The organism is Tessaracoccus luoxuelianae (assembly GCF_054483915.1).
The window spans coordinates 1,478,458-1,493,099 of record NZ_CM137013.1; the positions used below are offsets into that span (position 1 = coordinate 1,478,458).

The following is a 14,642-nucleotide window of genomic DNA, read 5'->3' on the forward strand; positions in this document are numbered from 1 at the left end:
GTCCGAATCAACACCTCAGACTCACATCGAAACAGCGCCTACGCGTCACGCGTAGGGGAAAGAGAAGCAACGTGCTGGACGTGAACTTCTATGACGAGCTGCGGATCGGTCTCGCGAGCGCCGACCAAATCCGCGAATGGTCGCACGGCGAGGTCAAGAAGCCGGAGACCATCAACTACCGCACGCTGAAGCCTGAGCGCGACGGCCTCTTCTGCGAGAAGATCTTCGGTCCCACCCGGGACTGGGAGTGCTACTGCGGCAAGTACAAGCGGGTGCGGTTCAAGGGCATCATCTGCGAGCGCTGTGGCGTCGAGGTGACACGCTCCAACGTGCGCCGAGACCGGATGGGGCACGTCGAGCTGGCCGCCCCCGTCACGCACATCTGGTACTTCAAGGGTGTCCCCAGCAGGCTCGGCTACCTGCTGGACATCGCCCCGAAGGACCTGGAGAAGGTCATCTACTTCGCGGCGCACATGATCACCGCCGTCGACGAGGAGGCCCGTCACCGGGACCTCGCGTCTCTGCAGGCAAAGGTGGAGGTGGAGACCAAGCAGGTCGCCACCCGCCGCGACGCCGACATCGAGGCGCGCATGCGCAAGCTGGAGGAGGACCTCGCCCAGCTCGAGTCTGAGGGCGCTAAGGCGGACATCAAGCGCAAGGTCCGCGAAGCGGCCGAGCGCGAGGCCGGTCAGATCCGCACCCGCTCGCAGCGTCAGCTGGACCGCATCGACGAGGTGTGGCAGCGCTTCAAGACCCTCAAGGTCCAGGACCTCGAGGGCGACGAGATGCTCTACCGCGAGATGAAGAAGCGCTTCAGCAAGTACTTCGAGGGATCGATGGGCGCCGAGGCCATCCAGAAGCGCCTCCAGTCCTTCGACCTCCAGGCCGAGTCCGTGTCGCTGCGCGAGACCATCGCCACCGGCAAGGGCCAGCGCAAGACCCGGGCGCTCAAGCGCCTCAAGGTCGTCGCGGCGTTCCTGTCCGGCCAGAACCACCCATCGGCCATGGTGCTCGACGTGGTCCCGGTGATCCCCCCGGACCTGCGCCCGATGGTGCAGCTCGACGGCGGCCGCTTCGCCACCTCCGATCTCAACGACCTCTACCGTCGCGTGATCAACCGCAACAACCGGCTCAAGCGCCTCCTGGATCTCGGCGCGCCCGAGATCATCGTCAACAACGAGAAGCGCATGCTGCAGGAGGCCGTGGACTCCCTGTTCGACAACGGCCGTCGCGGCCGTCCAGTCACGGGGCCGGGCAACCGCCCGCTGAAGTCGATCTCCGACATGCTCAAGGGCAAGCAGGGCCGGTTCCGCCAGAACCTGCTCGGCAAGCGCGTGGACTACTCGGGCCGTTCCGTGATCGTGGTGGGCCCGCAGCTGAAGCTGCACCAGTGCGGTCTGCCCAAGGCCATGGCGTTGGAGCTGTTCAAGCCCTTCGTCATGAAGCGCCTGGATGATCTCAACCACGCCCAGAACATCAAGGCCGCCAAGCGGATGGTGGAGCGCCAGCGCCCCGTCGTGTGGGACGTGCTGGAAGAGGTCATCGCCGAACACCCGGTGCTGCTGAACCGCGCACCGACGCTGCACCGCCTCGGCATCCAGGCCTTCGAGCCCCAGCTGATCGAGGGCAAGGCCATCCAGATCCACCCGTTGGTGTGCACCGCGTTCAACGCGGACTTCGACGGCGACCAGATGGCCGTGCACCTCCCGTTGTCGGTGGAGGCCCAGGCCGAGGCCCGCATCCTGATGCTCTCGACCAACAACATCCTGAAGCCGGCCGACGGCCGACCCGTGACCATGCCCACGCAGGACATGATCATCGGCCACTACTTCCTGACGCTGGTGCGTCCGGGGGCGGGCGAGGGTCGGACATTCTCGTCCCTGGCCGAGGCCATCATGGCGTTCGACCGTGGTCACCTGTCCATCGGCTCGAACATCAGGATCCGCCTCACCGGCGTCGTCGTCGAGGGCTCGACGCCCCGGGCCGACGGCTCGATCATCGTGGAGACCACGCTGGGCCGGGCGCTCTTCAACGAGGCGCTACCGGACGACTTCGCCTTCGTGAACGAAGTGGTGGGCAAGAAGGTTCTCGGCGGCATCGTCAACGAGCTGGCCGAGCGCTACCCGAAGGTGGTCGTGGCCGCCGCGCTGGACAACCTCAAGGACCTGGGCTTCCAGTGGGCCACGCGCTCCGGGGTGACGGTGTCGATCGGGGACGTCCAGACCCCGCCGCAGAAGGCTCAGATCCTGGAAGGATACGAGACCCGCGCAGCCAAGATCGACAAGCTCTACGAGCGCGGTACCGTGACCGAGGATGAGCGCCGTCAGGAGCTCATCGCGATCTGGACCGACGCCACGGCCGAGCTGACCGAGGCGATGAAGGCCAACTTCACCAAGGACAACCCCATCTTCATGATGGTGGACTCCGGGGCCCGCGGAAACATGACGCAGATGCGTCAGATCGCCGCCATGCGAGGCCTGGTGGCCAACCCGAAGGGCGACATCATCGCCCGCCCGATCAAGTCCAACTTCCGTGAGGGCCTGTCGGTTCTCGAGTACTTCATCTCCACCCACGGTGGACGTAAGGGTCAGGCGGACACCGCCCTGCGGACCGCGGACTCGGGCTACCTGACCCGTCGTCTGGTGGACGTGTCGCAGGATGTCATCGTCCGCGAGGAGGACTGCGGCACCGAGCGTGGCCTCATCCGGCCGATCGCGAAGTGGACCAAGCCGGGCGTCGGGGAGAACGGCAGGCCGGTGGCAATCGCCGCGGAGCCGTTCGCCGAGGGCGCCACGGTGGAGATGTCGAACGAGGTGGAGACGGCCGTCTATGCCCGTTCCCTCGCGGTCGACGCGCTCGACGCGAAGGGGGAGGTGCTGGTCAAGGCCGGCACCGACCTGGGCGACGAGGAGATCCACACCCTGGTGCAGGCAGGCGTGACCGAGGTCAAGGTCCGCTCCGTCCTCACGTGTGAGTCCGCGGTGGGCACGTGCGCCATGTGCTACGGCCGTTCGCTGGCATCGGGCAAGATCGTCGACGTCGGCGAGGCCATCGGCATCGTCGCGGCGCAGTCCATCGGCGAGCCCGGCACCCAGCTGACGATGCGTACCTTCCACACTGGTGGTGTGGCTGGAGACGACATCACGCAGGGTCTGCCGCGCGTCACCGAGCTGTTCGAGGCCCGTCAGCCCAAGGGCAAGGCCCCGATCACCGAGGCCGACGGCGTCGTGCGGATCGAGGACGGGGACCGGAGCCGCAAGATCGTCATCGTGCGCGACGACGGCGGCGAGGATCTCGAGTACCCGGTGGCGCGACGCGCACGCCTGGAGTTCGAGGACCACTCCGGCCACCGGACCCACATCGAAGACGGCGTGCATGTGACCATCGGTCAGCAGCTGACCGCCGGCCAGGTGGATCCCCAGGACGTGCTCCGCGTGCGTGGGCTGCGCAAGGTGCAGGAGCACCTCGTGCAGGAGGTCCAGCGCGTGTACCGCACGCAGGGCGCCCCCATCCACGACAAGCACATCGAGATCATCATCAGGCAGATGTTGCGCCGGGTCACGGTCATCGACTCGGGCGAGACGTCGATGATGCCGGGCGAGCTCGTGGACCGTGCGTCCTACGAGGCGGCCAACCGTCAGGCTCTGACCGAGGGCGCGAAGCCTGCGGAGGGTCGTCCGGTGTTGATGGGCATCACCAAGGCCTCCCTGGCCACCGAGTCCTGGCTGTCGGCGGCCTCCTTCCAGGAGACGACCAAGGTCCTCACGGACGCGGCGATCCAGGGCAAGAGCGACACGCTCAAGGGCCTCAAGGAGAACGTCATCCTCGGCAAGCTGATCCCGGCCGGCACCGGCCTGGAGCGGTACCGCAACATCCGGGTGGAGCCCACCGAGGAGGCGCGAGCCAGCGCCTTCACGATGAGCTACGATCCCTACGATTACTCGTTCGGCTCTGACGTGGTCGGCCCCGCCGTCCCGCTCGACGAGATGGACTTCGGCGAGCTTCGCTGACGTCGGCCCATGTGCGGAGGGTCCTGGACTGAAAAGTCCGGGGCCCTCCGCCGCGTTTTTGACCATAGTGGGGCGCTGGAGTAACCTAAGTGGGCGTGCTCGGTTGCTCGGGCCCATATGTGCGTGCCCTGGCATGATCCTGGCGTTCTTATTCGTTGCGAAGAGACCAGACCTGTGCGGAGTTCGCACGGCAACTCGATGTGTCGTGAGGTTGGAAACGGTGACCCGGCCCCACGTCGAAGGGTTGCGCCAGGGATGACAAACGTCCACCCAGACAACGAAAGTGATACCAACAGGTGCCAACTATTCAGCAGCTGGTCCGCAAGGGCCGCACCGACAAAGTCTCGAAGAACAAGACGCCCGCGTTGAAGGGCTCGCCCCAGCGTCGCGGCGTGTGCACCCGCGTGTACACCACGACCCCGAAGAAGCCGAACTCCGCGCTGCGCAAGGTCGCTCGTGTGCGCCTGAGCTCCGGCATCGAAGTCACCGCCTACATTCCGGGCGTCGGCCACAACCTGCAGGAGCACTCGATGGTGCTCGTCCGCGGCGGTCGCGTGAAGGACCTCCCCGGTGTGCGCTACAAGATCATCCGCGGCTCGCTCGACACCCAGGGTGTCAAGGGTCGCAAGCAGGCCCGTAGCCGCTACGGCGCGAAGAAGGAGAAGTAATGCCACGCAAGGGTCCCGCCCCGAAGCGCCCGGTCCCCATCGACCCGGTGTACGGCTCCCCGCTCGTCTCTCAGCTGGTGAGCAAGATTCTGCTCGACGGCAAGAAGACCATCGCGCAGTCGATCGTCTACGACGCCCTCGAGGGCACCCGTGTCAAGACGGGCACGGATCCGGTGCAGACGCTCAAGCGCGCACTGGACAACGTCCGGCCCTCCATCGAGGTGAAGTCCCGTCGTGTCGGCGGCGCCACCTACCAGGTGCCGATCGAGGTCAAGCCCGGCCGCCAGAACACGCTGGCCATGCGCTGGCTGGTCAGCTTCTCCCGCGCCCGTCGCGAGAAGACGATGACCGAGCGCCTCATGAACGAGATCCTCGACGCCTCCAACGGTCTCGGTGCTTCGGTGAAGCGTCGCGAGGACACGCACAAGATGGCCGAGGCCAACCGCGCCTTCGCGCACTACCGCTGGTGATCGGTCGCCCCCGGGTCTCAACCCCGGGGGCCTTCACCGTCTACTACCCAGAGACATAAGGACTGCACAGTGACCGACCTTTCCAAGGTTCGCAACATCGGCATCATGGCGCACATCGACGCCGGCAAGACCACCACCACCGAGCGCATCTTGTTCTACACCGGCAAGACCTACAAGATCGGTGAGGTTCACGAGGGCGCCGCCGTGATGGACTGGATGGAGCAGGAGCAGGAGCGCGGCATCACGATCACGTCGGCCGCCACGACCTGTTTCTGGAAGGACCACCTGATCAACATCATCGACACCCCCGGGCACGTCGACTTCACCGTCGAGGTGGAGCGTTCGCTCCGCGTGCTCGACGGCGCCGTCGCGGTGTTCGACGGCGTGGCCGGCGTTGAGCCGCAGTCGATGACGGTGTGGCGTCAGGCCACCAAGTACGGCGTGCCGCGCATCTGCTACATCAACAAGCTGGACCGCACGGGCGCGTCGTTCGACCACTGCGTCAAGACCATCCGGGAGCGCCTCAACACCGATCCGGTGCTGCTTCAGCTCCCGATCGGCTCCGAGGGCGGTTTCCTGGGTGTGGTTGACCTCGTCGAGATGCGTGCGCTCACCTGGCACGGCGAGACCACGATCGGTGAGGACTACACCGTCGAGGAGATCCCCGCGGACCTCAAGGAGGCCGCCGAGGCCGCCCACGCCGTCCTGATCGAGCGCATCGCTGACGTCGATGACGACATCATGGAGCTCTACATGGAGGGCGAGGAGCCCACGGTCGCGCAGATCAAGGCGGCCGTCCGCAAGGGCGTCATCTCCAACACGTTCACCGCTGTGGTGTGCGGGTCGTCGTTCAAGAACAAGGGCGTCCAGCCCCTGCTCGACTCCATCAACGCCTACCTGCCGTCCCCGCTCGACGTGCCGGCCATCGAGGGGTTCAAGCCCAACGACGAGACGGTCCGCATGGAGCGTCACCCCGCCGACGACGAGCCGCTGTCGATCCTGGCCTTCAAGGTGGCCGCTGATCCCCACCTCGGGCGCCTGACGTTCGTGCGCATCTACTCCGGTGTCCTGCACTCCGGCTCCCAGGTGCTCAACGCCACCAAGGGCCGCAAGGAGCGCATCGGCAAGATCTACCAGATGCACGCCAACAAGCGCGAGGAGATCCCCCAGATCGGCGCCGGCATGATCTGCGCGGTCATGGGCCTCAAGGACACCACCACGGGAGAGACCCTGTGTGATCCGGGGAACCCGATCGTGCTGGAGTCGATGACGTTCCCGAACCCCGTCATCGAGCAGGCCATCGAGCCGAAGACCAAGTCGGACCAGGAGAAGCTGTCGCACGCGATCCAGCGCCTGGCCGAGGAGGATCCCACCTTCCGTGTGCACACGGACGAGGAGACCGGGCAGACCATCATCGCGGGCATGGGCGAGCTGCACCTCGATGTGCTGATCGACCGCATGCGTCGTGAGTTCAAGGTCGAAGCCAACATCGGCAAGCCGCAGGTGGCCTACCGCGAGACGCTCCGCCGCAAGGTGGAGAAGATCGAGTACACCCACAAGAAGCAGACCGGTGGGTCGGGTCAGTTCGCGCGGGTCATCATCGACCTGGAGCCGACGGAGCCGGGCTCGGGCTACGAGTTCGTCAACGCCGTCACCGGCGGACGCATCCCCAGGGAGTACATCCCCGCGGTGGACGCCGGAGTCAAGGATGCCCTGCAGTTCGGCGTCCTGGCCGGCTACCCGGTGGACAACATCAAGGTGACCCTCACCGACGGCGCCTACCACGACGTCGACTCCTCGGAGCTCGCCTTCAAGCTGGCCGGCTCCATGGCGTTCAAGGAGGCGGCCCGCAAGGCGGACCCGGCGATCCTGGAGCCCATCATGGCGGTCGAGGTCACCACGCCGGAGGACTACCTGGGCACGGTCATCGGCGACATCAACTCGCGCCGCGGCCACATCCAGGCCATGGATGAGCAGCACGGCAACCGCGTGGTGCGGGCCCTCGTGCCGCTGTCCGAGATGTTCGGCTACGTGGGTGACCTGCGGTCGAAGACCTCGGGTCAGGCCTCGTACTCGATGGAGTTCGACTCCTACGCTGAGACGCCGAAGTTCATCTCCGAGGAGATCGTCGCGAAGTCCCGCGGGGGCGAGTGAGCTTCTGCGACGCGCTGCGACAACGGATGGCCGGGGGAGACCCCGGCCATCCGCCGTTTCCGGGTGAGTCCACCTCGCCCGGTTTGACTGAGAACCAGGCTCCTATAGGATTGGTCAGGTATGCGTTTGGGCGCTAAGCTCAGATGCTGACCTCTCTAGAGGAACCATAAGCGACGCCCCGCAACCAGCGAGGCGAGATCCCAAGAAGGAGCCCTCGTGGCAAAGGCCAAGTTTGAGCGGACTAAGCCGCACTGCAACATCGGCACAATCGGACACGTCGACCACGGCAAGACCACTCTGACCGCGGCGATCACGAAGGTGCTCCACGAAAAGTACCCGCAGTGGAATGCTGTGTCGGCGTTCGATCAGATCGACAAGGCGCCCGAAGAGCGTCAGCGCGGTATCACCATCTCTATCTCGCACGTCGAGTACCAGACCGAGAAGCGCCACTACGCGCACGTCGACTGCCCCGGGCACGCCGACTACGTCAAGAACATGATCACCGGTGCGGCCCAGATGGATGGCGCGATCCTCGTCGTCGCCGCCACCGACGGCCCGATGGCTCAGACCCACGAGCACATCCTCCTGGCCCGCCAGGTCGGCGTGCCCGCCATGGTCGTCGCCCTCAACAAGTGCGACATGATCGACGACGCGGACGCTGACCTGATCGAGCTCGTCGAGATGGAACTCGACGAGATCCTGTCGGCTCAGGGATTCGAAGACACCAAGATCGTCCGCGTCGCCGCGTTCCCCGCCCTCCAGGGCGACGAGAAGTGGGCCCAGACGATCCTCGATCTCATGGACGCCGTCGACGAGAACATCCCGCAGCCTGCTCGCGACACCGACAAGCCCTTCCTCATGCCCGTCGAGGACGTCTTCACGATCACCGGTCGTGGCACCGTCATCACCGGCCGCATCGAGCGCGGCATCGTCAAGACCGGGGAGACCGTCGACATCATCGGCATCCGTGAGACCAAGCAGTCCTCCACGGTCACCGGTGTGGAGATGTTCCGCAAGATCCTCGACGAGGGTCGCGCGGGCGAGAACGTCGGCCTTCTGCTTCGCGGCACCAAGAAGGAGGACGTGGAGCGCGGCATGGTTGTCATCAAGCCCGGTTCCACCACTCCCCACACGGACTTCGAGGCCAACGTCTACGTGCTGGCGAAGGAGGAGGGTGGCCGTCACAAGCCGTTCTTCTCGAACTACTCCCCCCAGTTCTACTTCCGCACCACGGACGTGACCGGGGTCGTCCAGCTGCCTGCCGGCACCGAGATGGTCATGCCTGGTGACAACACCGAGATGACCGTGCACCTCAACAAGCCGATCGCCATGGAGGAGAACCTCAAGTTCGCCATCCGTGAGGGCGGCCGCACCGTGGGTGCAGGCAACGTCGTCAAGATCCTCAAGTGATCTAGACTCCACGCCTGACGAGGGCCGTGCAGCTTCGGCTGCACGGCCCTCGTCGCGTTCCCGGGCGGCGGAGCTCAGCCCCGCTTCTGGATGGCCGCCCATTCATCCCGAAGACCCACGGTCCGGTGGAAGTGCATCGGCTCGTCCAGGTCCGCGGCGAAGTAGCCCAGGCGCTCGAACTGCACCACCTCACCGGGCCGCGCGTCGAGCAGCGCCGCCTCCACCTTCGCCCCGGCGAGGACGTCTCGTGAATCGGGGTTGAGATCGTCCAGGGCTTCGCCCGTCGCGTCCCCCGGGGCCTCGGCGGTGAAGAGCCGGCCGTACAGCGCCACGGTGGCGGCCACCGCGTGCTGCGCCGACACCCAGTGCATCGTGGACTTGACCTTGCGGCCGTCCGGGGAGTTGCCCCCCTTCGAGGCCGGGTCGTAGGTGGCGAGCACCTCCACGACGTTGCCCTGTTCGTCCTTGACGACGTCGGTGGCGGTCACGAAGTAGGCGCCCCGAAGGCGCACCTCACGGCCGGGGGAGAGCCGGAAGTACTTGGGCGGGGGCACCTCCTGGAAGTCCTCCTGCTCGATCCAGAGATCGCCGCTGAACGCGACGCTGCGGGTGCCGTCCTCCGCTCGCTCCGGGTTGTTCGCCAGCTCGAAGTGCTCAACCACGGGCAGGCCCGCGTCGTCGACCGGCCAGTTGGTGATGCGCAGCTTGAGCGGGCGGATGACCGCCATCCGGCGCTGGGCCGTGGAGTTGAGTTCGCGCCGGACATAGCTTTCGAGGGCCTCGATGGACTGTCGAGAGTTGGTGCGGGTGGTGCCCACCTCTCGGCAGAAGGTGCGGATCGCGGTGGGCGGGTAGCCCCGGCGGCGCAGGCCCCGCAGGGTGGGCATCCGGGCGTCGTCCCACCCGTCGACGACGCCGTCCATGACCAGCTTCGCCAGCCGCCGTTTGGAGGTGACGGTGTGGGTGAGCTCGAGGCGGGCGAACTCGTATTGTCGCGGGGGCTCCTCGACGCCCAGCTGGGTCAGGAACCAGTCGTACAGGGGGCGGTGTGATTCGAACTCGAGAGTGCAGATGGAGTGGGTGACGCCCTCGATGGCGTCGGACTGGCCGTGCGCCCAGTCATAGGTGGGATAGATCGCCCAGTCGTCGCCCGTGCGGTGGTGCGTCACGCGCCGGATCCGGTACATGATGGGGTCGCGCAGCTGCATGTTCTCGTGGGCCATGTCGATCTTGGCGCGCAGCACCCTCGAACCATCCGAATACTCACCGGCGCGCATGCGCCGGAACAGGTCCAGGTTCGCCTCGGGGGAGCGGTCGCGGAAGGGCGAATTCACCCCTGGCTTGCCGAAGCCACCGCGGCCGGCCGAGATGGCCTCGCCGTCCTGATCATCGACGTAGGCGAGGCCTGCGCTGACCAGCCGCTCGGCCCACGAGTACAACTCCTCGAAGTAGTCGGAGGCGTAGCGCACGTCTGCAGGCTCGTAGCCGAGCCACTCGATGTCCTCGACGATCCCCTCGACGAAGCTGGTGTCCTCGGTCTCCGGGTTGGTGTCGTCGAGGCGCAGGATGCAGATGCCGCCGAAGTCCGCAGCCACCCCGAAGTCCACGACGATCGCCTTGGCGTGCCCGATGTGGAGGTATCCGTTGGGCTCAGGAGGGAATCTCGTCTGGACCCGGCCGCCCCGCTTCCCCGCCTGCACGTCCGCGTTCACGGCCTCGTAGATGAAGTTGGAGGGCATCGCGGAGGGCTCGGTCATGCCGGTAAATTAGCACGCCGCCAGCGGTGGGGGCCGGTCAGCCGGTGGTGGCGATGAGGTGGTTGATCCCCATGATGAACGCGATGGGGATGGCCACCATCGCGGCCACCAGCAGGGTCACGAGCACAGCGACGCCGATCCAGTACCGGATGGACGCCCGGCGGACCAGCTCCCGGTTCTCGATCGTGCGGTTCAGGAGCTTCAGGTTCATCTTGTTGGCGCGGTACGCGGCGTCGAAGAAGGCCCCCACGAAGGGGATCATGCCCAGGGCCCAGTCCAGCAGTGAGTTGGTGCCCATGCGGAGCAGGACCGGCAGTGGTGCGCGGAGCCGGATGGCGTCGGCCATCACCACGCTACCGAACACCGCCCCCACGGCCGTGCCCGCCCAGGGGATGAAGGAGAGGAACGGGTCAATTCCGACGCGCACCTTGGTGCCTGGGATCTGCACGAGATCGTCGAGGAAGTAGCTCAGGGTGCGCGTCATCTGCGCCGGCTTCGGCGGAGGATCGGCGGCCAGGTCTGCGCGGATCCGCCCGCGCGCAGCGTCGTCGACCGCGTCCCGCGCGTGCTGGAGCGCCTTGGCGGGGGTAGGGCCCGGTTCGGTCGTCATAGCCTCAAGGATGCCCGATAGGGTGAAGTCCCATGAGCGCTACACCCACCCCGGCCCGGACCCGCGTCGCCCCGTCACCCACCGGCGACCCGCACGTCGGCACCGCTTTCATGGCTTTGTTCGACCTCGCCTGGGCTCGAAAGACCGGCGGGGCGTTCGTGCTCCGGATCGAGGACACGGATCAGGCCAGGCTGGTGGAGGGCAGCGAGCAGCAGATCTACGACTCGCTCGAGTGGCTTGGGCTGCAGGCCGATGAGGGGCCGCATCTCGGAGGCGATTTCGGCCCGTATCGTCAGTCGGAGCGGCTGGACACCTACCGCCCGTTCGTCGAGCAGCTCCTCGCTGACGGCCACGCCTACCACTGCTGGTGCTCCTCGGAGCGCCTGGCGGGCCTGCGGAAGGAGCAGGAGGCGCTCAAGCTGTCGGTGACCGGCTACGACCGGCTGTGCCTGGGGAAGACCCGGGAGGAGAGGGCGGCGCTGCCGGGCTTCTCCGAGACCCCGGTGGTGCGGATGCTGATTCCCGACGACGCGCCGCTCGAGTTCGAGGACATCGTCCGCGGGACGGTCAAGGCGCCCCGCCCGGACGACCAGGTCATCCTCAAGGCCGACGGCTTCCCGACCTACCATCTCGCCGTGGTCGTCGACGACCACCTCATGGGGATCGACACGGTGGTGCGCGGCGAGGAGTGGATCTCCTCGACGCCGAAGCACGTGCTGCTCTACGACTGGCTGGGCTGGAAGCGGCCGGCGTTCGCCCACATGCCGCTGCTGCGCAACACGGACAAGTCCAAGATCTCGAAGCGCAAGAACCCCGCCGCGCGGCTGATGTGGTTCAAGGAGCAGGGATATCTGCCCGAGGCCGTGCGCAACTTCCTCCAGCTGCTCGGCTACGCGGGAGACGAGGAGTCCGAGGTGTCCACCTTCGAGCAGTTCGTCGAGGGATTCTCCTGGTCCAAGGTCAACACAGTGGGCCCCATCTTCGATCTGAAGAAGCTGGATTGGCTCAACGGGCACTACATCCGGAGCCTGTCTGCCGAGGAGCTGGCGTCGCGGATCCTGGAGTTCGAGGCGGACTGGGCGCCCACCGGGGCCGAGGCCGCCCTGCTGCGCAGCGCCGTGCCGCTCATTCAGGAGCGCCTGGTGCTGCTGAAGGATGCGCGGCCCCAGCTGGACTATCTCTTCGCCGTCGACGAGGCGCTGGTGATCGACGACGACGCCCTGGCCGGCCTCGCTGAGAACGCGGCTGAGGTGCTGGACGCGGCCATCGCCGTGGCGGAGTCCGTGCCGTTCTCGACCGACGCCATCCAGGCGGGGTTGCGGGAGCGGATCGTCGAGGGGATGGGCATCAAGCCCAAGTTCGCCTTCGCCCCCATCCGCGTGGCGATCTCGGGCCGGAAGGTCTCACCGCCGCTGTTCGAGTCGATGGAGCTGTTGGGCAGGGAGTCCTCGCTCGCCCGCCTCCGAGCTCTGCGCGCCTCCCTCTGACGGAGGTCAGTGCCCGGGGCCGATAAGCGCCGGGCGGGAGCCGCCGACCATCAGGGGAGCCTCGCTCGGCGAGGGCAGGTAGTGGAGCCTCAAACCCTCGAGCAGTTTGGCCAGCTGCGTCCGAGCCGCAACCCGCTCTCCCTCGGTGACCGCCTCCGTCGCAAGCCGAGCGGCCTTGACCGCGCGCCGTGCGGGGCGACGGGCGGTGAGGGGGAGATGGTTGAGCCCGACGGTCTCGGCATGAGCCCGCGCCGTGTCGAAGGCGATGCTGATGCGGCGTGACAGAGCGTCGAGGGCCTGCCCGTCCAGGCGCCTGTGTTCGTCGTCCCACTGCATCAGGAGCAGGGTGAACTCCTTGGTCAGGGGGACGCTGCTGTCGAAGAGGGCGGAGCTCTCGATGCGGTAGACCACATCGGTGAGGAGCTCCCCGTAATCGGCCTTGATCTCGTCCACCCGATCCCGGGAGGCAGTGGGGTCCGACGGTTCGGCGAGTGTCCCCAGGACGTAGGTGACGGCCGAAGACTGCCTCGGAAGCTCCCGGAGTCCGGGGTACAGATCCTCGAAGGTCATGCCCTGCGGCAAGCGGAGCGAAGCCCGGCCGAACGGGGGGCTCTCCTCCAGTGCACTGCGTACCGCGCTCTCCGTCGCGCCGTGCCACCGCACCCCCCTAACGACGGTGATGCGGCCGACGATGGCGATGTTGCAGTACTGGCGTACGAAGTCCTCCAACCGACGACGGAGTGGCACAGTGACAGTACGGGGCGAGACGTCGCCTCGGATCGCGGAGTACTTCACGGTGATCCGATCGCCGGTGAGGCGGGCCTGCAGCACAAATGGGGTGACGGGGCCGATGAGGAATGCAGAAGAGACCACGATGGTGCGGCCGGCCAACTGCTCCATCCGGCTCAGCGGCCGAATCGCCTCAGTCATGGGTTGCCTCTAGTTCCGTCCTGTGGAGGGCCAACATGCGAGGGACGTCAACGGGCTTGGGGAGATAGTGCAGCGCCAGGTCGTCCAACAGGTCGCCCAGCTGGCTCGCGGCGGCCTGTCGTTCGCCCGGAGTGGTGGCGCTCGTCGCGAGGCGGGCGACCTTGATCGCCCGCTCGGCCCCTGGGCGGGCTGTGGTGGGAAGGTGGGCAAGCCCCACCCGCTCCGCGTTCTCCCGGGCGTTCCGAAAGGCGAGGGCGACCTCGAAGGACAGCCGATTGCGTCCCTCGGGCCCGAGGCGGGCTGAGTCGTCGTCCCACCGCAACAGTTCGAGCTGAAACTGGTGAGTTGTCGGTACCGAGGCGTCGAACAGTGCTGAGCTCTCGATCCGGTAGACGATGTCGCCGGCCAAGCGCCCGAAGTCATCCTTGATCGAAGCGATCCGTTCGTGTGCTGGGTCCATCGCCGGACCGGCAGGTCCGGGTGTCATCGCAGGGGTGAGACGAGCGCGGATCTCTTCGCGGGCCAGCGCTTCCTGCCTGTCCTCATCTGAAGGCACGGCAGCGACACGTCGTTTCCTGAGATGAGCCAGGAGCGCGACCAGGCCGAACAGCGGCAGCAGCGTCGCTGGAAGGAGCCACCATGAGCGTGTGACCACGGCGAGAGCAATACCTGCCAGGGTGCCGAGGATCACCAGCGCGAGGAGCCCGCGGCCGAATGCGCGCGGTGACCCAGGTCTCCTAGCGCTCAGCGCGCTGCCGGGGACAACGACGACCCGGGTGACCCGGAGATCGAACTCCTCGTCGGCGAAGTCGTCCAGGCGCCGCCAAGAGGGGACCGTCGCCCGGGCCGGCCTTTCCGCTGACCCCAGTGGGGCGTAGTCGATCGTGACTGTGTCCTTCGCTGCATCGCGCTTGCGTGACGCGTCGGTGACCCGGATGACGTAGATCGCATCCGGAGTGTCGCCGACGAGGGAGACGGTGTGGTTCGTGAGCGACCCAACCGGGGCCTCCCGGGACATCAGCGTCCATGCGGGCAGCGGCGTCGTCATGGCGGCATCCTAGGCCCAGCACCTTCGGTCGTTGAGGTTGAGCGAGGGCCACTCAATCTTCGCTTGACTCCCGAATTGAGCGAGGTACACTCAACTTG

At 66.7% G+C, this 14,642-nt stretch carries 10 protein-coding genes; 6 read left to right on the top strand and 4 right to left on the bottom strand.

The features are described from left to right. The first annotated feature begins 71 nt into the window (after positions 1 to 71). From rpoC to tuf, 5 genes are all read left to right on the top strand, one after another. Positions 72 to 4,010, top strand: coding sequence for a DNA-directed RNA polymerase subunit beta' (rpoC, locus tag ACX1D1_RS06515; RefSeq protein ID WP_182800142.1), 3,939 nt, complete (start codon positions 72 to 74; stop codon positions 4,008 to 4,010). Positions 4,011 to 4,306: 296 nt separating this feature from the next. Continuing rightward, a complete protein-coding gene (rpsL, locus tag ACX1D1_RS06520; protein ID WP_077340453.1) occupies positions 4,307 to 4,678 on the top strand; it encodes a 30S ribosomal protein S12 in 372 nt (123 codons plus the stop codon). After that, positions 4,678 to 5,148 carry a 30S ribosomal protein S7 gene (gene rpsG, locus ACX1D1_RS06525; protein ID WP_182782358.1) on the top strand — a complete coding sequence of 157 codons (471 nt, stop codon included), beginning with the start codon at positions 4,678 to 4,680 and terminating at the stop codon, positions 5,146 to 5,148. Before rpsL ends, rpsG begins: the two co-directional genes overlap by 1 nt. Positions 5,149 to 5,253: 105 nt before the next feature. Then, positions 5,254 to 7,302 carry an elongation factor G gene (gene fusA / locus ACX1D1_RS06530; RefSeq protein ID WP_459056553.1) on the top strand — a complete coding sequence of 683 codons (2,049 nt, stop codon included), beginning with the start codon at positions 5,254 to 5,256 and terminating at the stop codon, positions 7,300 to 7,302. A 216-nt stretch (positions 7,303 to 7,518) separates the two neighbouring features. Continuing rightward, entirely contained in the window at positions 7,519 to 8,712 is a 1,194-nt protein-coding gene (tuf, locus tag ACX1D1_RS06535; protein ID WP_182800141.1) for an elongation factor Tu, read from the top strand. 74 nt (positions 8,713 to 8,786) lie between these two features. Here the strand turns inward: tuf and ACX1D1_RS06540 are convergent, their stop codons facing one another. Both ACX1D1_RS06540 and ACX1D1_RS06545 read right to left on the bottom strand, forming a co-directional pair. Further along, positions 8,787 to 10,469, bottom strand: a complete 1,683-nt coding sequence (locus ACX1D1_RS06540; RefSeq protein ID WP_459056372.1) for a glutamine--tRNA ligase/YqeY domain fusion protein — start codon at positions 10,467 to 10,469, stop codon at positions 8,787 to 8,789. Positions 10,470 to 10,506: 37 nt separating this feature from the next. Continuing rightward, the gene (locus ACX1D1_RS06545; protein WP_459056373.1) at positions 10,507 to 11,079 is read right to left on the bottom strand and encodes a DUF4112 domain-containing protein; all 573 of its coding nucleotides are present in this window, start codon (positions 11,077 to 11,079) and stop codon (positions 10,507 to 10,509) included. 110 nt (positions 11,080 to 11,189) lie between these two features. On the opposite strand from ACX1D1_RS06545, the gene gltX reads away from it, so the two are divergent. Further along, positions 11,190 to 12,566, top strand: coding sequence for a glutamate--tRNA ligase (gltX, locus tag ACX1D1_RS06550; RefSeq protein WP_459056554.1), 1,377 nt, complete (start codon positions 11,190 to 11,192; stop codon positions 12,564 to 12,566). A 6-nt stretch (positions 12,567 to 12,572) separates the two neighbouring features. On the opposite strand, the gene ACX1D1_RS06555 is transcribed toward gltX, so the two are convergent. Then, positions 12,573 to 13,496: a hypothetical protein gene (locus tag ACX1D1_RS06555; RefSeq protein ID WP_459056374.1), complete on the bottom strand. Its 924-nt coding sequence runs from the start codon at positions 13,494 to 13,496 to the stop codon at positions 12,573 to 12,575. Beyond that, on the bottom strand, positions 13,489 to 14,544 hold the full coding sequence (locus tag ACX1D1_RS06560; RefSeq protein WP_459056375.1) for a hypothetical protein: 1,056 nt from the start codon (positions 14,542 to 14,544) through the stop codon (positions 13,489 to 13,491). Before ACX1D1_RS06560 ends, ACX1D1_RS06555 begins: the two co-directional genes overlap by 8 nt. Between the last annotated feature and the right edge of the window lie 98 nt (positions 14,545 to 14,642).